We start from the raw sequence: 19,175 nt of genomic DNA on the forward strand, positions 1-19,175 counted from the left end.
GCGCCCCCGCGACGCAACCTCAGGGCAGCAGGTCCAAGACCTCCGTCCACGGGCGCCCGACATCCAACCGGTGCAGCGTCACCCCGGCCCCCGCGAGGGTGTCGAGGTGGCGCTGCCACGCCGGGTGGAACACCCGCGTGTCCTGGATCTGGTACGCCACCACCACCGTGATCCCCGGCGCCCCCAGCACATCGCCGAGCACCGTCAGCGCCTGGTTGTCCGCGATCCCCAACGCCAGCTTGGCCACCGAATTGGCCGATGCCGGCGCGAACAGGAACACCGACGGGTCCGGGTGCGGCCGCGGCTCGCCCGGCAACCGCGAGACGCTGCGGACCGGCAGCTCCACCGACCCCGCGACCTCCGCCAGACCGCCCGTCGACTCCAGCCACCGATGAGCCGTCGGCGTCAGCGTGATCGCCGGGCGCCAGCCGCGCTCGGTCGCGGGCCGGACCAGCTCGGCGGCGAACCGGGTGTCCAGCCCGCCGCACGAGCCCGCTACCAGCCCGAGGTCCTTCACGGCTTGCGCAGCACGGCGCAGAACATCGCGTCGGTGCCGTGGCGGTGCGGCCACAGCTGCACGTACGGCCCGTCGCCCAGCTCCGGCACGCCCGGGAACAGCTCGCGCGCGTCCAGCACCTCGGCCTTGAGGCGCCGCGCCGTCTCGCCGATCACGCCCTCCGTCTCGGCCAGGTGCGGCGAGCAGACGACGTACGTGAGCGCGCCACCCGGGCGCAGCAGCCCGTACGCCGCGGTGATCAGCTCGCCCTGCAGCTTGGTCAGGTCCGCGACGTCCGAAGGCTGCCGGCGCCAGCGCGCCTCCGGCCGCCGCCGCAGCGCGCCCAGACCGCTGCACGGCGCGTCGACCAGGATCCGGTCGTAGCCCGGCTCCAGACCGGACTCGCGGCCGTCGCCGACGTGCACCTTCACCGGCAGGCCGCTCGTGGCCTTCTCGACGAGCTTCGCGCGGTGCGGCGCCTTCTCGACGGCGTCCACGGTCGCCCCGTTGATCGCCGCCAGCGCGCCGAGCAGCGCGGCCTTGCCGCCGGGGCCGGCGCACAGGTCGAGCCAGCGCTCGTCGGAACCTTCCACGGGCACCTTCGTCGCGGCGATCGCGCACAGCTGGCTGCCCTCGTCCTGGACGGCGGCCAGCCGTTCGCGGATCGGCTCCGCGTCGGCCGGGTCGCCGGCGCCGGCGGGCAAGCGGACGCCGTACGGCGAGTACGGCGCCGGGTCGCCGCCGGTGATCGCCGCCAGCTCGTCGGCGCTGATCTCACCCGGACGGGCGACCAGGTGCACCTCCGGACGCGCGTCGTCGGCTTCGAGCGCGGCTTTGAGGCCCGCGCCCTTGTCCCCCAGCGCTTCGGCGAACGACCGGGCGATCCAGCGCGGGTGCGCGGTGCGCAGCGCGTAGGCGCCGATCGGGTCGGTGGCCTCGTCCGGCGCGAGCTCGTCCAGCCACGCCGCTTCGTCCTTTTCGGACACCTTGCGCATGATCGCGTTGGCGAAACCCGTTGCCCACGAACCGGCTTCCGCGCGGACGAGGTCCACAGTGGACGTCACGGCGGCGTGCTCGGGGATGCGGGTGCGCAGCAGCTGGTAGGCGCCGAGGCGCAGCGCGTCGAGCACCGCCGGGTCGGTCTGCGAGAGCGGACGCTCGGCGCAGGCGGCGATCACGGCGTCGAGCAGGCCCTGCGCCCGCGACGCGCCGTAGGCGAGTTCGGTGGCCAGCGCCGCGTCACGGCCGGAGATCCGCCGCTCGCGCAGCAGGTCGGGCAGGACGAGGTTGGCGTAGGCGTCCTTCGTGCGGACGGCCGCGAGGACGTCGAACGCGGCCTGCCGCGGCGGGTCCACCGACGGCGGACGGCGCGGGCCTTCCTTGCGCGGCGCCGGGCGGCCCCGCTGCGGCCGTGACGGACGTCGTTCCCTGTGGTCGTTCACCGGAGGCGTTCTCCCTGCTCGATGCGTGATCCGCGAGCCCAGTCGGTGGCCGCCATCCGTTTCTTGCCGGGTGCCTGGACCTCGCCGAGCCGCAGCGGCTTCGTCGCCGTCCCGACCAGCACCCGCTTGCGTTCGACCACGATCTCGCCCGGCGGCGGGCCGGGTTCGTCGAGCACCGTGACCGGGCCGAGCTTCAGCCGCTTGTCGCGGAACTCCGCCCACGCGCCCGGGTCGGGCGTGACCGACCGGATCTGCCGGTCGACCGCCGAGGCCGGGTCGGCGAAGGACACGCGCGCGTCCTCGACCGTCACCTTCGGCGCGTAGCTCAGGCCTTCGGCGGGCTGCTCGCGCGCGACGAGGCTGCCGTCGGCCAGACCGTCCATCGTGGACAGCAGCAGCTTGGCGCCGGACTCCGCGAGCCGCCCGAGCAGGCCGCCGGCGGTGTCGGTCGCGCCGATCGCCTCGGTGACGACGCCGAAGACCGGGCCCGCGTCCAGCTCCTTGACGATCCGGAACGTCGACGCGCCGGTGATCTCGTCGCCGGCGCGGATGGCGGCCTGCACCGGCGCCGCGCCGCGCCAGGCGGGCAGCAGCGAGAAGTGCAGGTTCACCCAGCCGAGGCGCGGGATGTCGAGGGCGGCCTGCGGCAGCAACGCCCCGTAGGCGACGACCGGGCAGGCGTCCGGTGCGAGTTCGGTCAGGCGCGCGAGGAAGGCCGGGTCGCCGGCGCGCGCGGGCGTCAGGACCTCGATGCCGTGCTCGTCGGCGAGGGCGCCGACCGGGGAGCGGACGACGCGGCGGCCGCGGCCGGCCTGCGCGTCCGGACGCGTGACGACGGCGGCGACCTCGTGGCGGCCGGAGTCGAGCAGGGCGCGCAGCGCGGGGACGGCAGGCTCGGGGGTGCCGGCGAAGACGAGCTTCATCGGCCCACCCCCGGTGGGGAGGGTTCAGGTGGCTGGAACATCGCGCCCGAGTCTAGAAGGCCCCCGTGATCGCGGCGCGCCCGCGCCCGCCGGAAAACCCGGGCGACAGCGCGCGCGAGTCCGGTTAGCGTCGCCGGCATGCCCACTCCGACGTGGCGGCCCCTCGCCGTCGAGGACGCCCAGGCCGCCGCCGACCTGCTCAACGCGATGGAGGCGGTCGACGGGATCGGCGAGAACTACACGGCCGAAGACACCCGCCAGGAGCTGGTCGACCCGTACGCCGACCTCGAGCGCGGCAGTCTCGCGGCCTTCGACGGCGACGCGATGATCGGCTACGTGAAGATCCGCTTCAAACCGTCCGCGGACGAGGTCCACCGGGTCTTCCTGGACGGCGGGGTCCACCCGGCCCACCGTCGCCGGGGCATCGGCACCCGGCTCGTCGAGGCCGGGGTGGCCGCGGCGAAGGTGCTCCACGAACTGCACCACCCAGGGCTGCGGCTCGCGGTGGACGTCCACCGGCCCGAGCACATCGCCGGCCTGGCCGAGCTGATGCGTTCGCAGGGCTTCGAGCCGGTCCGGTACTTCCGGCGCATGGAACACCCGCTCGGGGACGTCGCGCCGGTGGAAGCGCGGATCGAGCCGTGGTCGGCGGGGACCGACGAGGACTTCCGGCGGGTCCGGAACGCGGCGTTCGAGGACGCCTGGGGCGCGGTGCCGATGCCCGCGGACATGTGGCGGAACAAGATCGTCAACCAGACGTTCCGGCCCGAGGTCAGCTTCCTGCACCGCGACGCGACCGGGATTCCGGTGGGCCTGCTGGTGACGATGTCGTGGGACGCCGACACCGAGGCCACCGGGATCCGCGACGCGCACTTCATGATCGTCGGGACGCTGCGCGAGCACCGGAAGCGCGGGGTCGCCACCGCCCTGCTGGCACACGCGTTGCGCACCGCGGCGGAGCGGGGTTACGACCGGGCGGTTCTGGTCGTCGACTCGGCGAGCCCGACGGGGGCCTCCGGGGTGTTCGAGAAGGCCGGGTTCGCGCCGAAGACGCAGTACGTCCGCTGGGCCCGGGAAGCCTGAGCGCCCCAAGGCGGCCTTGGTTGCGTCTGACGCACCGAAGGCCGCCTTGGGTGCGTGAGACGCACCGAAGGCCACATTGGGGCGCTTGCTACCAGCGGGCCGGCCACACGACCTGGGCCGCGCCCTGGCCGCGGCGGACCGGCTCCGCCGCCGCCAGCCAGCGGCCGTCGCGCAGGCGCTCCACTCCCGTTGCCGCGCCGATCTCCGCCGGTGCCGTCGAGAAGCCCTGGCCCCTGGCCCGCAGGGCCGCCGTCTCCGGCTGGTCCAGGAACGCCTGCTCGACCTGCGCCGCCGCCGAGTTGCGCTGCGACGCCCGCGGCGCCGCGATCGCGTTCTCCAGTGACAGCCCGCGGTCGAGGCGGCCGAGGATCACCTGCAGCACCGTCGTGATGATCGACGCGCCACCCGGCGAGCCCGTGGCGAAGAACGGGCGGCCGTGGTCGAGGACGATCGTCGGCGCCATCGACGAACGCGGCCGCTTGCCGGGGCCGGGCAGGTTCGGGTCGGGCACGCCCGGCGTCACCGGCGTGAACGAGAAGTCGGTCAGCTCGTTGTTGAGCAGGAACCCGCGGCCCGGCACGACGATCCCGCTGCCGCCCTCCTGCTCGATCGTCAGCGTGTAGGCGACGACGTTGCCCCACTTGTCGGCGACCGTCAGGTGCGTGGTGTTCTCGCCCTCGTACGGCGTCGGCGCGGCCGTCGTGCCCGCCGCGCACGGCGCCGGGTGGCGGGGGTCGGCCGGCGCGACCGGGCTGGTCGCGGCCTTGTCCTTCGAGATCAGGCACGCCCGCGAGTCAGCGAAGCGCTGGCTCAGCAGCTGCTTGGCCGGGACGTCGACGAACGCCGGGTCGCCGATCCAGCGGTTGCGGTCGGCGAAGGCGAACCGCGTCGACTCCAGGAAGTACTGCAGGTAGTCGGCCTTGCTCGCGTGCTTCAGGTCGAAGTTCTCGAGGATGTTGAGCGCTTCGCCGACCGTGAGCCCGCCCGAGGACGGCGCCGGCATGCCGTAGACGTCGAGGCCCTCGTAGGTCGCGTGGGTCGGGGTGCGCTCGATGGCGCGGTAGGCGGCGAGGTCCGCGGTGGTCAGCTTGCCGGGACGCACGTTCAGCGTCGAGGCCGGGTCCTTCGGCGGCTGCTGGACAGTCTTGGCGACGTCGGCACCGATCGGGCCGCGGTACAGCGCGTCGACGCCCTGGCGCTCGAGCTGCGCGTACGTGTTCGCGAGGTCGGGGTTGCGGAAGACGGTCCCGGGCGACGGGGGCGCGCCGCCGGGCAGGTACAGCGACCGCGTCGAGGGGAACGCGGAGAACCGCGCGGCGTTGTTCGCGACCTGCGTCTGGAACGTCGAGTCGACGACGAATCCCTTGCGCGCCAGATCTTCCGCGGGCTTCAGCGACTTCGCCAGCGAGCGCGTCCCCCACTTGCGCAGCGCCTCGGACCACGTCGCGGGCGTGCCGGGGACGCCGACGCTCAGCCCGCTCGTGACGGCGTCGTTGAACGGCAGCGGCTGGCCGTTCTCGACGAAGAGGTTCGCGTCGGCGGTCTTCGGCGCGGTCTCCCGGCCGTCGAGCGTGTGGACGCGGTGGGTCTTCGCGTCGTAGTACACGAAGAACCCGCCGCCGCCGACGCCGGCGGAGAACGGGTCGGTGACGCCGAGGGCGGCGGCGACCGCGACGGCCGCGTCGACGGCGTTGCCGCCGTCGCGCAGGACCTTCGTGCCGATCGCGGTGGCGTCGGCGTCGATGCTGGCCACGGCGCCCCCGAACCCGACGGCGACCGGTGACTTCGGCGTCGGGGTCGCGGCGGCGGCGGCGGGCGCGGCCACGCCGGCGGTGAGCGCGGCGGCAGCGGCCAGGACGAGCGTGGTGCGGCTCCAGTGCGCGGACATGCGGGCGAGTCTGCCCCTCGGATCAAGCGCCTTCAAGACGCCAAAGGGCGCGGATCGAGCCGATTCGCCCGGTTTGCCAACGTTTCACATGTTTCCCCAGACTTCGAAATTGCTTCACATGGAGCAGTGACGTTGTGGTACCCGGTGTAACAGAATCATGCGGCGCGGCCTGCACACCGCGCATCGCGAGGGCAACCGAAAGGAACAACCGAAGATGACTGCACCACGGAGGTGGCGCCGCCTGCTCGGCGCCGCTGTGGCCGTCTCGACCTCCCTGCTGGTCGTGACCGCCACCGGCGCCCAGGCGGCGTCGGACAACCACGAGATGGGCGCGTCGATCCGCGCCCACGACGGCGTGGCCCCGGCGGGTCTCCTGCCGGCGTCGGTCGACGCGAGCGTCCCCGGCATCGACGTCAGCTCGTACCAGGGGAACGTCAACTGGGCGTCGTACTGGAGCGCGGGCAAGAAGTTCGCCTACGTGAAGGCGACCGAGGGCACGAGCTACCAGAACGCGTACTTCAGCCAGCAGTACACGGGCTCGTACAACGTGGGCATGATCCGCGGCGCGTACCACTACGGCCGCCCGGACACCTCGGGCGGTGCGGCCCAGGCGGACTACTTCGTCGCCCACGGAGGCGGCTGGTCGAAGGACGGCAAGACGCTCCCGGGCACGCTCGACATCGAGTGGGGCCCGAACAACGCGTGCTACGGCAAGACGCCGGCCCAGATGGTGGCGTGGATCAAGGCGTTCAGCGACGAGTACCACGCGAAGACGACCCGCTGGCCGGTGATCTACACGGCGACGAGCTGGTGGAGCCAGTGCACCGGCAACACGGGCGATTTCAGTTCGACGAACCCGCTTTGGGTGGCGCGGTACGCGTCTTCGGCGGGGACGTTGCCGTACAACTGGGGTTTCTACACGTTTTGGCAGTACAGCTCTTCGCCGATCGACCAGGACCAGTTCAGCGCGGACATTTCGCGCTTGAAGGTCCTCGCGACCGGCTGATTTGGGGGCCGGGAGCACGCATCGGTGCGTGCTCCCGGCACGTCAACTGCCGGATCCGACCTTCTCCGCCAGCGCCCGGTGAGCCTGGTGGAAGAGCTCCGGTTCGAGGTGGAGGCGGCTGTCCTGCAGGCTGTCGATCCGAACCGTGTGGAGGTGGTGGAGATCCACCCCCGCCTTGCCGTCCTGCATGAACGCGCCCGCCACCAAGCACTGCCCGGTCTCCGGGCTGTACAGCGGGTTCAAGACGACGACCAGCTGAGGGCCGCTCACGGGTGTCATCCCGTTGTCCGGGAACGAACAGAAGTGAAGCGAGCCGTACGGGACCGCACGGGTCATGACCGGGCTCCTTTCCGTGGGAAATCGACGGTAAGCCGCACGGACGGTCCCGAACCGATTTGCTGCGAAACCGGTGCACCCGTTCGGCGGCGTTCCCCACCGAACCGGCCGGGGAAAATCGGGCGATGCCACCGGCTCGGCGTGGACGTCCGACCTCCCTCGGCGACGAGGCGGCCGATCCGTGGCCGCGAATCGAGCGAAGCCGGCTCGCCGCCTGGCTGCTCAAGATGTGGCGCCTCTACGGCGACGAAGACATCCTGACCATCCGGCAGCTGGCGGCCGCGATCCGGACACCACCCGTCGACAACGCGACCGTCTCCCGCTGGGAGAACTCCCGAGCCACCGTGCCGACTTCGGCCCTGCACCAGTACGAGCGCCTCTTCGACCTCCCGCCGGGCGAACTGGTGGCTGTGGTCACCGCGCTCGGCCGGAACCGGCAGACAGGGCGCCGGACCGCGCCGCCCTGTGACGAACTGCTCGAGAAATGTCTCGCCCGTGATCCGATTTCCGCGGCGGAATGGGCAGACCTGACGGTTTCCTTGACCCAGCCGCGACGGACACTCGCCCGGCCGGTGTGGGAAACCCTCGTCCACCGGCTGCTCACCGAAATGTGCCTTTCCGTGAGGTGGCGCTACCTGCTCCGCCTTTCCGCGCTGCAACGGGTGCACCGGCACCCGGAAGGAGGCGCCGCGCTCGTCGCGGCGACCGAAGAATTCGTCGCCGAGCCGGCCTGCCAGCTGATCATCGACCCGGTCGCCCTGCTCGCGGCGAACCGGGCACCGACGACCTCGCGCCGCCTCCTCCGGCTGCTGTCCGCACCGCGCAACGATGCCGAACAACTCGGCGCGCTCTTCGCTTGGGCAGCCCGGCCGCCCGGCGCACCCGACCTCGTTCGCCGGCTGGAAGCCATCTCTCGCGAACTGTGTGCAGGCGCGTCGACCTCGCCACCGATCCGAGAAGCGGCCTCGGACGTCCTCGCAGCGCTGTTCCGGCACCGCCCGAGCGCGCGTTCGGTGCCTCCGGACAGAACCGGAGAAGCCGCTTTCGGCCAATTGCACGCCGCCTTGACCCGAGCACAGACCCGGCGGCACGAAGCGGACCTGCTCGGCCCGCGGATCCTCCGTCAGGCGCTGGCCAGCACCGACAGCGATCTGCGCATCCTCACCGTCAACGTCCTGCACGCGTCGCCGTTTCGCGGGCTCCTCGCCGACACCCTCGCGGCGATGCTGTCCGGCGGCCGCTTGAGGACCGGCTCGGCGATCCACAGCGTGCTCGTGGACCTGCTGGGCAGCCTCGGCGAGCTTCGGCACCGCCCGGTCGTCGAAAACCTGGTGCGACGGGACACGGCCCGGGACGCGGCGGCCGTGGCCCTGGCTCACCTCCCCGGGCGGACGGACCCGCGGCTCTGGCACCACGTGCTCACCGCGCACCCGACCGGCGGGAGCACCCAGCGAGCCGCGCTCTACGCGGTGGGGATGAACGGCGACCACGACGGGCTGCGGCTCCTGCGGACACACGCTCCCGTCGTCCGGGCCCGCGCGAACTGGTGGCTGCGGCTCCCGGTCGAAGCCACGGCGAGTGCAGCCCTGTAACGCCCCCGGGTTACGAGGGTGGCGCGGTCGGCGGAACACTCGACCGCGCCACCCAGTCCTGCTTCGATCCGGCTGCGACGCTGCCCTTCCTGATCAGGGGAAGTAAACGCCGTTGTACCACTGGCCGCCGGCGTCGTCGGAATAGACGTCGACGTTGAAGTTGTAGTTGCCGTGCTTGCCTTCCCACAGGTAACCGGGCAGACCCGAAGCCGCGCTGATGTCGCAGATGACGTCGTCGGTGCACAACGTCAGCGTCGGGATGTCGCCGAAGAAGTTGTCCACCCCGGCGAGCGGGAACCCGGCGATCGGGGCGATCAGCGGGTGCCCGGCCGCTCCGGCGTTGCCCGGACCCGGCGCCCGCTTCGGGTCCGCGATGAGGACGGCGTTCACGTTGTCGATGCTCCCCCAGTTCTCGGTGACCCAGGTGTGCACCACCGCGGCGCCGAGCGAGAACCCGACCGCCTTGACGTGCTGGTCCCAGCAGGCGTTGCGCTGGTCGCGGATGAGCCGGTTCAGCTCGTTGACCCCCTGCCGGGCGTTGAAGCCGATCGGCTGGGCCGGGTACCCGACGCGCTGGCTGATGTTGCCCTGCCAATAGGGCGCGTTGGAATCGTTGTCCCCCGTTCCGCCGACCACGATCGTGTAGGTGCCGTCGCAGGACGCCGCCGAGGCGGACGTCGGAGCGGCCAGGGTCAACCCCGCGGAAATCATCAGGCCGGCCAGTGCGGCCGCGGTCTTCTTCATGGTGAACTCCCCTTCTCGGGTCAGACGGTCAGAAGTCGTTCGAGGCGAGGGATCAGGTCACGGAGGTCCTGCTCCCAGCAGCCGCCGTTGTGGCCGCCGTCGCACTGCGTGCCCCAAGCGGCCCCGTCGCCGTAGTTGACGTAGTAGTAAGGCATGTTCAGCGCGTCCATCGCGGCCTTGGTGCGCTTCGCCGCGCCTTCGAGCCAGAACTCCGGCTCGGTGGGGTCACCGCCGCCGTTGCCGACGTACAGCGAAACCCCGACGCCGGCGAGCTTGTCCATGTGGGCGGTCGGATCGGCCTCGTTCCACTTGCGGTCGGCGTTGAACACCGGGTAGGGCGATCCGAACAGGGCATCGCTGCTGACGGCCGGCTGGTACGGGTCGACGGCGGGATCCCCGCAGCCGCCCGAAGCCGAGCCGCAGAGCACGCCCTGGGCGTCGACGAGGGAGGCCACCACGGCCAGGCGCAGGTCCATCGACGCCGCCGACAGGTCGGTGTCGCCGGACAGGGATGCGGTCTGGCCGAACAGGCCGGGGTGGTTCTGGGCGTAGTGCAACGCCCCGAACCCGCCCATGGAGACCCCCGCGACCGCCCGTCCCTGCTTCGTGGCGACGGTCCGCAGGTTCGCGTCGATGAACGGGATCACTTGGCCGATGTGGAAGTTCTCCCAGTTCTGGGCACCGAGCACGGTGTGCTGGTCGAGCCAGTTGGCGTACCAGCCGCGGGCACCGCCGTCCGGGATGACGGTGATCATCGAGGTGGACGTCGTCAGGGCCGGGTAGGTCTGCTGGACGGGGTCGTCCGGCGAACCGTGCAGGAAGTACAGCACGGGGTAGCGTTTCGCCGGGTTGTCGTAGTAGCCGCCCGGCAGGATGATCTTGATGTGGTGCGGTCCGGTGACCTCGGGTGTGGTCACGGTGATGACGAAATCGGTCGGCGTGCCGGTCGCGGTGCCCGTCTGGGTCAGCCCGAAGCCGTCGCGCAACGTCGGTGGCGCGGTTTCGGTGGCCTGCGCGGTGTTCGCCGTCGCCGTCATCGCGGCGACGGCGGTGAGCACCACCGCGAGCCGCCACCGGCCCGGTGTTCTCCTCATGGATTTCCCCCTTCAGTCCAGGACTTTGGTTTCCAGCGCGGGTGACGCCGCGATCTCCGCCGCGGTGAACCGTTCGGGCACCCATTGGCCTGCCGAGAACAGCTTGGTCTGATCCGTGTAGTGCGGCGAGGTCGAGTCGGCCGATTGGGAGTAGGCCAGCACCGAAGAGGCCTGCGGCGGTCCGTCGGCGGTGAACTTCACCTGCTGGACGAAACTGGATCCGAAGAGGACGTCCAGCTTCCCGTCCGCGGTCTGGCCGGGCTCGATCACGTTCAGCACGCCCAGTTTGGACAGCGAGCCGTGGATCGGGATCTGCTCGCCGCCGCGGGTGATCTTCTGGATGTCCGACAGCGGCGCGTTCAGCGGGATGCCGGCGGTGCGCAGCGCGATGACCGCCCGGCCGAACGCGTCGCGGACCGCGGAGCTCCCCCCGTCCAGTGAGTTGGGCGTGTGCACCGGGTCGTGGGCGTCGAACGGGACCCGCCACGGGACGGTGTCGATCGGTGCGCTGGTCAGGTACGACCAGAAGTTCGCGAACAGCCAGGAACCCCGGCTGCCCAGCGTGTAGCTGTGGTCCTTCCAGGCGGCCAGGATCGGGCACGCCTCGCTCACGTTGACCACCGTGGCGTCCACCACGATCAGCCCGAAGGGCACGCTCCGGCACATCGACACGACGGTGTCGAGCGCCAGATCGGCCGCCCGGCTCCGGTCGGAGAACAGCGACTGCCGCAGGGTTTCCGGCGTGAAACCCCGGCCGGGCAGGCCGTCGGTGCCGTTGATCCGGTTCTGCGCGGTCAGGATGAGCTGCTGGGTGCGCAGTGACCGCGGCGACGCGGAGTCGCCCATCACCCGCGGGTAGGTCAACGGCTGCTCGGGGTTGGCCAGCCACGCGCTGTCGTTGGCGTTGCCCGCGAAGTCCGTGCGGATCAGGCGAGGCTGCTTGTGCGGGTCCAGCAGGCCGGGGGCGGCCGCGTTCGGGTCGTCCGGCCAGTCGCATGCGCTGCGTTTGCCGTCGAAGATGGAGATCGGCGGGACGTTCGCCAGCTTCACCTGGTTGAACAGGACCTGGCCGGTCGCGGTGAGGCACGACTGCGCGTGCTCGTCGGTGATGTTCGGCGCGGCCTGGATGTCCGCGTACAGCGCGTTGCCCGCGCGGTCGGTGGCGACGGTGTTGAAGAACGGGACGCCCTGCGTGGTCTCCAGCGTGTGCACCACGTCGTGGACGTCCGTGGCCTGGTCGAGGCGGAACCAGGTGTTGAGCGCCCGCAGGTTGTCCATGTTCACGTCCCGGACCGCGTGCGCGCTGACCACCCACGGCAGCGGGACGCCCTGCATCGACGTGGTGATCGGGCCGTAGCGGGTGGCCCACAGCGTCCTGGTCACCTTGCCGATCGAGCCGTCGGGGTTCCGCACGTCGACGGCGACCTGCTGCGAGGTCATGTCCTCCCAGGCGCCGTCGACCAGGTACTTGGTCGGGTGCAGCGGATCCACCTGCACGTCGAACAACCCGAAGGGCGACACCGTGGCGACCGTGTGGCTCCAGGCGACGTCGTTGTTGTGCCCGATGTTCACCGCCGGGAAGCCGAGCAGGCTGGCCCCGGAGACGTCGAGCTTCCCGGGGATGGTCAGCTGGCTCTGCCACATCCGGTTCTTGCCCTGCCACGGGAAGTGCGGATTGGCGAGCAGCATGCCGGTGCCACCGGACACCCCCTGCGAGCCGACGGCGAGGGCGTTGCTGCCCATGCTCTGCTGCCGCGCGGCGGCGACGCGATCGGCGATCTGTTTGGCGGTGTCCTCGGCCGGCAGTGCTTGCGCCGCAGCGGCTCCCGGCGGCTGCGCGGTCACTTCACCGTCCAGGAGCGGATCGGCGGCACCCATGATGATTTCGGCGTGCGCGTGCCGGTAGACGTCCAGTTCCGTGATGGGCCGCACCCAGGCGGCGCCGCGGCAGGCCGGGTCGGTGATATTGCCGACGCCGGTTTCGGCCAGGTAGCGGTTGTACCCCTGGACGTAGCCGCGGATGGCGTCCCGGACCTCCGGCTCCGGGCCGTTCGGCGCGGGCTGCTCCAGCAGCCGCTCCACGACCCGGTTGTCGTTGATCCGCTGGAAGTACAGGTCGCTGTTGAGGTTCGTCGTGGTGTTCTGGTTCTGGCCAGGGCTCGCCTTGCCGTCGGGCCCCAGGTAGCGGGAGCGCTGGGCGTTGACCATCAGGTAGGTGTCGGCGAGGGTGCAGATGTTGTCCTTCGCCGCGGCGTAGCCGTAGCCGGTGCCCAGGCCCTCCCAGTCCGAAGCGATGATGTGTGGGATGCCGTACTCGGTGTAGCGGATGGTCGGCGGGTCCGCCGCCGCCGCCGTCGTTGCGGCCGCCATCGTGGTCGTCATCGCCAGCACGGCGACGATCACCACCGGCAGTGTGGCGCGCCTTGTCCCCCTGTACCCCATCGGGCCGTCCCCTCTGCAGCTCGATCTGCGAATGCCGAGAGGCTAGGGAGAGGCGATGAAATCCCGATGAAACCGGTGGTGGCCCCCCTCGTCCGGCCGTCGCGCGCCCGAGGTTCCAGCGGCTCTCCGATGCATTTCCCACCGAAAGCAGAGGACCCGCAAGCACGCTTGATTCACCAAATGGGCGAGCGCGCGTCGACCCGTTCAAGCGTGAATGGTGATCGGCAGATGGGGGATTGCTCTCGCCGGTGCGCTTCGGTATAGGTGGGCGATGCGCCTCGTGCGGGTGGTCGTGATCTTGTTGGGCCTGCTGGGCCTGACGTCCGGCTGCGGCCTGTGGTCCGACGACGACTTTTACCAGTATCGCAGCGTCACGTATTTCGCCGTGGTCGTCGGAGCGCACGACTCGGTCACCGTGCATTTCACCGACACCGACGGCATTCACGAGGAGCCGTCGGGGACAACGGCCTTTCAAACCACGGTGACCGGCAGGTTCCGCGAAGCCCTCGGCTTGGACCTCCAGGCCACCGCCGACCTCGAGCGGAAGGGGAACACCACTCCGGTGTTCCCGCCGACGATCAGGTGCGGAATTGCGGTCGACGGCACGATGTACAGCGAAGAGACGTTCACCAACTACACGGCCGTTTGCCACGTCGACTTCGCGGACGTCACAACGCCGCCTCGGGCAGCGCCACCGAAACCCGCCGGCGGCGGCTCGTCTTGGTTCACCCCCGTGCTCTGGCTCGCCGCGGTGGTCGTGGTGGTGGTGTTCACAGCGCGATGGGCGTTCCTGCGGCAGCGAAAATCCGCCGCTGCGAGCGGCTCGCCTCGGCAAGACGCAGAACCGCGAACCGTCGGCTACGAACCCGACCCGCATTTCCGCTTCATGGTGCGCTGCGGTCTGGTAGGACTCGTCGGCTTCGTCATCGTGTTGGTGGTGTCGGTCCTTTTCCAGCCGTTGTCCACCTCCAGCACACCGATTCCCAGCGTGACGAAGGTTCCGCCGGGCCTCACCCAACCACGGACGGCGCCTCCCTCTCCGACTTCGCCGACAGGTAGATGACCGTGACAACCGGACGAAGGGACACCAGGACACGCGACGTTCTCGCCGTCGCGATCGTCCTTTCGGCGGCCTACGGCTGCGGCATGCTGCTCGACTGGTTCAAGCCCGGGGTGGACGACTCGGTCCCGCTCGTGGGGATCGGCGAACCCGTCAAGGTGTGGCCGTTCGACCTGGTGCGTGCGTGCGTCGTGGCGAGCTGGGGACTCGCGCTGGTCACCTGGGCGTTGGCGCGGCTACGCCCACCGGTCGTCGCGCGCCCGGCGATGCTGGCCGACAACGGGCGGTCGTTGAAACTGGCGACCGCCGCCGTCCTTCTCCTGCCGTTCCTCATCCGCCCCGTCGCCGTCCTGGGCGGCAACCTCGTCCAGACGGCGATCTGCGTGCCGAGCACCGCCTTCGCGTTCTGGGCGATCACCAGGATGCAGCGCTACCGCCGCATGCCGGCACGGCTTCCGGCGGCCGCGTTCGCATGGGGCGGCTTCGTCGCCGTCGGGTTCGGCGCCGCCATGAACTCGTGGCTCGACCAGTACGGGATGGCGTACCTGGTCGATGTGTTCGACCTCCTGCGGGATCCCGCGTCCGCGGTCGGTGAAATGCGCACGGCACGAGCGTTGAACGCCGCGCTTTTCGAGGAACTCGGCAAGGCCGCGGGGATCGCGGTGGTGTACTTCGGGTTCCGCCGGCACATCGACGGTCTCGTGTCCGGGCTCGTGCTCGGCGCCGCGATCGGACTCGGGTTCAACTTCTCCGAGAGCGTGCTGTACATGGGCGAGTACGGCACCGGCGTATCCGCCTACCAGTACTGGCTTCGCCAGTCGGTCGGCCTGTTCGCAGCGCACGTGGCGCTCACAGCCGTGGTGGGCGCGGCTTTCGGTGTTGCCCGGCAGCTGCGCGGGCGTCGGCGCAGAACCCGGGTCGTCGCCTGCGGGTTCGTCGTCGCCGTCACCGGTCACTTCACGGTCAACGCGTTGGCCGCGCACATGCTACGGGCGACCGACGCGCTGTTCGGTGACAACCCGTGGCTCGCCAACCTGGTCGGTACCCCTCTGACCGTGATCGTCCTGCAGGGCCCGGTCGTGGTCCTCTACCTGCTCCTGCTGCGTCGTGGCTTGCGCGCTCAGGCCGGCGCGATGGCCGTCGAGCTTCCCCTCGAGGTCCGCACCGGCTACGGCGCGATCACCACTGACGAGGTATCCGCGCTGCAGCGCCCCGCCCGCCGGTTCTTCGTGACCGTCAAGGCGCTTCGGAATGGCGGTTTTCCCGCCTACCGGCACCTGCGCCGGCTGCACGCGGCTCAGTTCGACCTCGCCGCGCAGCGCTGGCATCGGAGCCGCGGCGAGGTCGACCCCTGGTCCCCGGCCGAGGCGCTGCTTCGCGACCGGGTGCTGCGGCTCAAGGACGAGGGAGCCAGGACGACGCCCGTCCCCCCGGCAGCGGAGGTGGAGTCGTGATCACCAGGGTCCTTGTCGTGCTCAACGCGATGATCCTGTTCCTTCTGCTGTCACCGGGCACGGCCAGTGCGAGGTGCGGTCCCTCCATGCAGATCGACGCCGGGGACCCGATGGAGAACTGCGGGCCGGCCCAGGCCGTCGTCGGCTCCGTGGTGGTCGCTCTCCTGGTCGGCTTGACAGCGGCCGTGCACGCTGCGAACAGCCTGGCTCGCGGTGCCGCGGCCGGACAGCCGGATCCGGCGCTGCCGGCCGACGCGGTGGCGGTCGCCGGTGCCACGCCACCCGGTCTGCCCGCGCCGGAAGCCGCTCCGCCACTCCAGCTGCCCCTTTCCCAGGCGATTCAACTGGCGGAACAGGGCGCACAGGCCGCCGGCACCACCGCGGTCGAACAGGCGCAACAGGCTGCTCAGGCCGCTACCCGGAACAATACCGACGCCGCGCAGCGTGCCGCGGACGCGGCAGCGGCGCTCATCCGGTCGGCATGGGAAGGAGCGGAGGCAGCCGCGAACGCGGCGATGACCACCGCTCGTGCCGCACAGGACCGCACCAAGGACAGGTCGTACTCGATACGGCAGGCCGCGCGGGCCGCGGTCGACGCGGCGAAGAACGCCGCGCTCATGGCCGGAAACGCCGGAACCCTGGCCCACCTCGCGGCCGACGCCTCCGCAAGAATCACGGGTGCGCAAAGCCCGGCGGACGCCGTCGCGGCAGCCCACGAGTTGACGGTTGCCGCGGCCGACGCCGCCTACGCTGCGCACACGGCCGCGGAAAACGCCACCATCACCGACCTCGCGGCGCAGCAGGCCGGCGCCCGGGCCCAGGTGGACGAGAACCGGCTGGCACAGGGGCAACAGGCAGCCCCCAAACCAAAGGGGATCGGACTCTCCAACACTCAGAAACACGACGGTGCCGTACGAGCAGTCATACCCACCTTGAAAACTTTCTTCGACCACAGCTACGTCTACGGCGACGTGGCCGGCTACAAATACCTCAGCTACATCAACCCACATGGCCTGGATCCGAGTACGGAGTGGCTGGCCGGCGCATCCGCGGACAACCCGGGAAAGAACAAGGGCCGCCCCGACATCGTTGTTGATCCCGGCGACAGCATCACCTTCGTCTACGAGGTCAAGGCGCCATCGAAAAGTAAAGGCAAAGGCAGAGGCAAAGGTCTGAGCCAGGCCACGCGGGATCAGATCGCCGGTTACGTGAAAGCTTTCCGAGAACTTTTCCGACCACAGGGATGGCGGACCGAATTCGGTCCGCCATTACCTCCCACTGTTGTCGGCATGGACCCGAGCACCGGCTTGATATACCACCTGTGGTCACTACCCGACTACCCCGGAGTCATTTTCTACGCGGTCGTTTGAACGCGGCCGTCAGCTCGGCCGTACCCTGCTGCCACGGATTTCGTGGCGTACACGGCTCAGATCAGGTCCAGCGGGTCCAGCTGGATGCGGATCGGCTCGGTCGCCTTCTTCGCGTCTCGCCGGGCCGCCGCCGCGTGGATCGCCGAGGACAACGCCTTGCCCTCGGCGCGCGACACCCGGACCAATGCCCGCTCGCGCGAAGCGTTGCCCTCTTCGTCGATTTCGCCCAGGGGTACCGGACCGAGAACCTCACCCGACTCGGGCAACGGCAGGTCCGCCAGCAACCCGGCCACCGCGTCCGGGCTGCCCTCCACGCTCGCCATCCGCATCGCCGGCGGGAAGCCCAGCTCCCGCCGCTCCGCCAGTTCCTGGCCCGCGTGCCACGCCGGGTCCCAGCGGACCAGCGCCTGCACGACCGGCATCCCCGCCTCCGCCCCGACGATCACCCGGCCACCGGACGACGAAGGACGCACCAATGCCGCCGCCGCCATCCAGCGGCGCAACGCCTCCTCGCCCGCACGCAGGTCCTGGCGCCCCAGCAATGCCCAGCCGTCCAACAGAAGCGCCGCGCCATAGCCGCCTTCGGCCACCGGTTCGGCGCCGGGCGTGCACACCACCAGCGCCGGCTTTCCCGGCACCGAAGCCAACACCTCCGCCGCGCCCGACGTGCGGACCGGGATGCCCGGGAACGCGCGCCCCAGCTCCTCCGCCGTCCGCTTCGCGCCCACGATCACCGCGCGCAACCGGACCGAACCACACGCCGTGCAGCGGAACGCCGTCTCCGGGACGCCGCACCAGCGGCACGCCGGGGGCTTCGGCTGCCCGTCCACCGATCCGCCCGGCAGCGCCAGCGGCCCCGCGCAGCGGCGGCAGTGGGCAGGTGTGCGGCAGTTCCCGCACGCCAGGCCCGGGACGTACCCGCGCCGCGGGACCTGGACCAGCGCCGGGTGGCCCGCCGCGAACGCCTGGCGCGCCGCTTCGAACGCCACCGCCGGCAGGCGGGCCACCCGCGCGGCCTCGTCGCGGGCCACGTCGAAGTCCTCGCCGACCGGTGTCACGCGGGGCGCCGCGGCCCGCAGCACCGTGCGGTCCGCCAGCACCGGCGCGGCCCAGCCCGACTCGACCAGCAGCTGCGCCTCGGCCGTCCGGGCGAAGCCTCCCACCAGCAGGGACGCCTTCGCCGCGTGCGCGCGGTCCATCAGCACGTCCCGGACGTGCGGGTACGGCGCGTGCTGGTCGAGGTGCAGGTCGTCGCCGTCGTCCCAGACGACGAACAGGCCCGGGTCGTGGACCGGCGCGAACATCGCCGCCCGCGTGCCGACCACCACCCGGACCGCGCCGCGCAGCACCGCCAGCCAGCGGCGGTAGCGCTCGGCGGGCCCGAGGCCGGCGATCAGCGCCACCACGGCGTCCTCGCCGACGACCGCCGCGCACGCCTCGTGGACCCGGGTCAGGTCGCGGTGGTCCGGTACCACCAGCACCGCGCCCCGGCCGGCCGCGGCCACGACCCCGGCCGCCTCGGCCAGCCGGCGCGGCCAGTCCTCGCCCGGCAGGGCCTGCCAGACGGCGTTCGCGGGCTTCCCCTCCCCCAGTGCCTCCACGAACGCCGGACCCCGCTGGTAGCGCGCCCAGGCCGTCGTATCGGGCACGTCGGGAGACGCCGCCGGCGCCACGGCCGGCTCCCCTTCGGCCTTCGCGTGCCGGGGCGGGATCGCGAGGCGCAGGACGTCGGACAGCGTGCCGCCGTAGCGGTCGGCGACCGCCCGGCAGACCGCGTGCAACGACGGCGGCAGCACCGGCTCCGGCGACGTGACGCGGTCGAGGAACGCCAGCTTGCTGCCGTAGTCGCTGGTCTCGCCGCGCTCGATCAGGTAGCCGTCGACGAGCTGCCCGGCGAACCGGACGCGCACGCGGCACCCGGGCACGGCGGTCTCGTGCAGCTTCTCCGGCACGAGGTAGTCGAACGTGCGGTCCAGGTGCGCCAGGGGGATGTCGACGACGATCCGCGCGACCGGCCGCTCGGGCGCGGGCTTCTGCGCGCCCTTGGTCTTCGCCCCCGGCTTCGGCGGTTTCCGGGCACGCGAGGGGGCCGCCTTGGGTGCGGGCGGCGTCTCCGGGAGGTCCCAGAGAGCGGCGGGCTCGGAGCTACTCACGCCACGATCTCTACCAGACCCCTCCGACACCCCTCGCGCCGAACGGGCTGAAAGGCACCTTCAGTGCATCCGACGCGCTGAAGGGCACCTTC

The 19,175-nt window shown here is 71.3% G+C and carries 15 protein-coding genes; 6 read left to right on the forward strand and 9 right to left on the reverse strand.

Going from position 1 to position 19,175, the window contains the following annotated elements:
* Positions 1 to 19 precede the first annotated feature (19 nt).
* Genes ACIQWX_RS34065 through fmt form a run of 3 tightly spaced genes read right to left on the reverse strand, consistent with a single transcriptional unit; the run spans position 20 to position 2,861 of the window.
* On the reverse strand, positions 20 to 517 hold the full coding sequence (locus ACIQWX_RS34065; RefSeq protein ID WP_400880080.1) for a flavoprotein: 498 nt from the start codon (positions 515 to 517) through the stop codon (positions 20 to 22).
* Positions 514 to 1,938, reverse strand: coding sequence for an RsmB/NOP family class I SAM-dependent RNA methyltransferase (locus ACIQWX_RS34070; protein ID WP_400880083.1), 1,425 nt, complete (start codon positions 1,936 to 1,938; stop codon positions 514 to 516). Before ACIQWX_RS34070 ends, ACIQWX_RS34065 begins: the two co-directional genes overlap by 4 nt.
* The gene (fmt, locus tag ACIQWX_RS34075; RefSeq protein ID WP_400880085.1) at positions 1,935 to 2,861 is read right to left on the reverse strand and encodes a methionyl-tRNA formyltransferase; all 927 of its coding nucleotides are present in this window, start codon (positions 2,859 to 2,861) and stop codon (positions 1,935 to 1,937) included. Before fmt ends, ACIQWX_RS34070 begins: the two co-directional genes overlap by 4 nt.
* A 138-nt stretch (positions 2,862 to 2,999) precedes the next feature.
* Between fmt and ACIQWX_RS34080 the strand changes: the two genes are divergently transcribed.
* Positions 3,000 to 3,944 carry a GNAT family N-acetyltransferase gene (locus ACIQWX_RS34080; RefSeq protein WP_400880087.1) on the forward strand — a complete coding sequence of 315 codons (945 nt, stop codon included), beginning with the start codon at positions 3,000 to 3,002 and terminating at the stop codon, positions 3,942 to 3,944.
* Between the two features lie 88 nt (positions 3,945 to 4,032).
* Here the strand turns inward: ACIQWX_RS34080 and ggt are convergent, their stop codons facing one another.
* Positions 4,033 to 5,832, reverse strand: a complete 1,800-nt coding sequence (gene ggt, locus ACIQWX_RS34085; protein ID WP_400880090.1) for a gamma-glutamyltransferase — start codon at positions 5,830 to 5,832, stop codon at positions 4,033 to 4,035.
* 214 nt (positions 5,833 to 6,046) lie between these two features.
* On the opposite strand from ggt, the gene ACIQWX_RS34090 reads away from it, so the two are divergent.
* Positions 6,047 to 6,838, forward strand: a complete 792-nt coding sequence (locus tag ACIQWX_RS34090; RefSeq protein ID WP_400880092.1) for a lysozyme — start codon at positions 6,047 to 6,049, stop codon at positions 6,836 to 6,838.
* A gap of 42 nt (positions 6,839 to 6,880) precedes the next feature.
* On the opposite strand, the gene ACIQWX_RS34095 is transcribed toward ACIQWX_RS34090, so the two are convergent.
* Positions 6,881 to 7,174 carry a hypothetical protein gene (locus ACIQWX_RS34095; protein WP_400880095.1) on the reverse strand — a complete coding sequence of 98 codons (294 nt, stop codon included), beginning with the start codon at positions 7,172 to 7,174 and terminating at the stop codon, positions 6,881 to 6,883.
* Between the two features lie 125 nt (positions 7,175 to 7,299).
* Between ACIQWX_RS34095 and ACIQWX_RS34100 the strand changes: the two genes are divergently transcribed.
* Entirely contained in the window at positions 7,300 to 8,766 is a 1,467-nt protein-coding gene (locus tag ACIQWX_RS34100) for a hypothetical protein (RefSeq protein ID WP_400880098.1), read from the forward strand.
* A gap of 93 nt (positions 8,767 to 8,859) precedes the next feature.
* Here ACIQWX_RS34100 and ACIQWX_RS34105 read toward each other — a convergent pair whose 3' ends face one another.
* Genes ACIQWX_RS34105 through ACIQWX_RS34115 form a run of 3 tightly spaced genes read right to left on the reverse strand, consistent with a single transcriptional unit; the run spans position 8,860 to position 13,007 of the window.
* Positions 8,860 to 9,510, reverse strand: a complete 651-nt coding sequence (locus ACIQWX_RS34105) for a cutinase family protein (RefSeq protein WP_400880101.1) — start codon at positions 9,508 to 9,510, stop codon at positions 8,860 to 8,862.
* Between the two features lie 20 nt (positions 9,511 to 9,530).
* On the reverse strand, positions 9,531 to 10,604 hold the full coding sequence (locus ACIQWX_RS34110) for an alpha/beta hydrolase (protein ID WP_400880104.1): 1,074 nt from the start codon (positions 10,602 to 10,604) through the stop codon (positions 9,531 to 9,533).
* A gap of 12 nt (positions 10,605 to 10,616) precedes the next feature.
* Positions 10,617 to 13,007: a penicillin acylase family protein gene (locus ACIQWX_RS34115; RefSeq protein WP_400880107.1), complete on the reverse strand. Its 2,391-nt coding sequence runs from the start codon at positions 13,005 to 13,007 to the stop codon at positions 10,617 to 10,619.
* A gap of 310 nt (positions 13,008 to 13,317) precedes the next feature.
* On the opposite strand from ACIQWX_RS34115, the gene ACIQWX_RS34120 reads away from it, so the two are divergent.
* Genes ACIQWX_RS34120 through ACIQWX_RS34130 form a run of 3 tightly spaced genes read left to right on the forward strand, consistent with a single transcriptional unit; the run spans position 13,318 to position 16,930 of the window.
* Entirely contained in the window at positions 13,318 to 14,109 is a 792-nt protein-coding gene (locus ACIQWX_RS34120; RefSeq protein ID WP_400880110.1) for a hypothetical protein, read from the forward strand.
* Between the two features lie 2 nt (positions 14,110 to 14,111).
* Positions 14,112 to 15,560, forward strand: coding sequence for a PrsW family intramembrane metalloprotease (locus ACIQWX_RS34125; protein ID WP_400880112.1), 1,449 nt, complete (start codon positions 14,112 to 14,114; stop codon positions 15,558 to 15,560).
* Positions 15,557 to 16,930, forward strand: a complete 1,374-nt coding sequence (locus tag ACIQWX_RS34130; protein WP_400880114.1) for a hypothetical protein — start codon at positions 15,557 to 15,559, stop codon at positions 16,928 to 16,930. Before ACIQWX_RS34125 ends, ACIQWX_RS34130 begins: the two co-directional genes overlap by 4 nt.
* A 56-nt stretch (positions 16,931 to 16,986) precedes the next feature.
* Here ACIQWX_RS34130 and ACIQWX_RS34135 read toward each other — a convergent pair whose 3' ends face one another.
* Positions 16,987 to 19,083 (reverse strand): primosomal protein N', encoded by a 2,097-nt coding sequence (locus tag ACIQWX_RS34135; RefSeq protein WP_400880117.1) that lies wholly within the window; start codon positions 19,081 to 19,083, stop codon positions 16,987 to 16,989.
* Positions 19,084 to 19,175: the final 92 nt, after the last annotated feature.

Source organism: Amycolatopsis sp. NPDC098790 (assembly GCF_044759945.1).
Taxonomy (GTDB): Bacteria; Actinomycetota; Actinomycetes; order Mycobacteriales; family Pseudonocardiaceae; genus Amycolatopsis.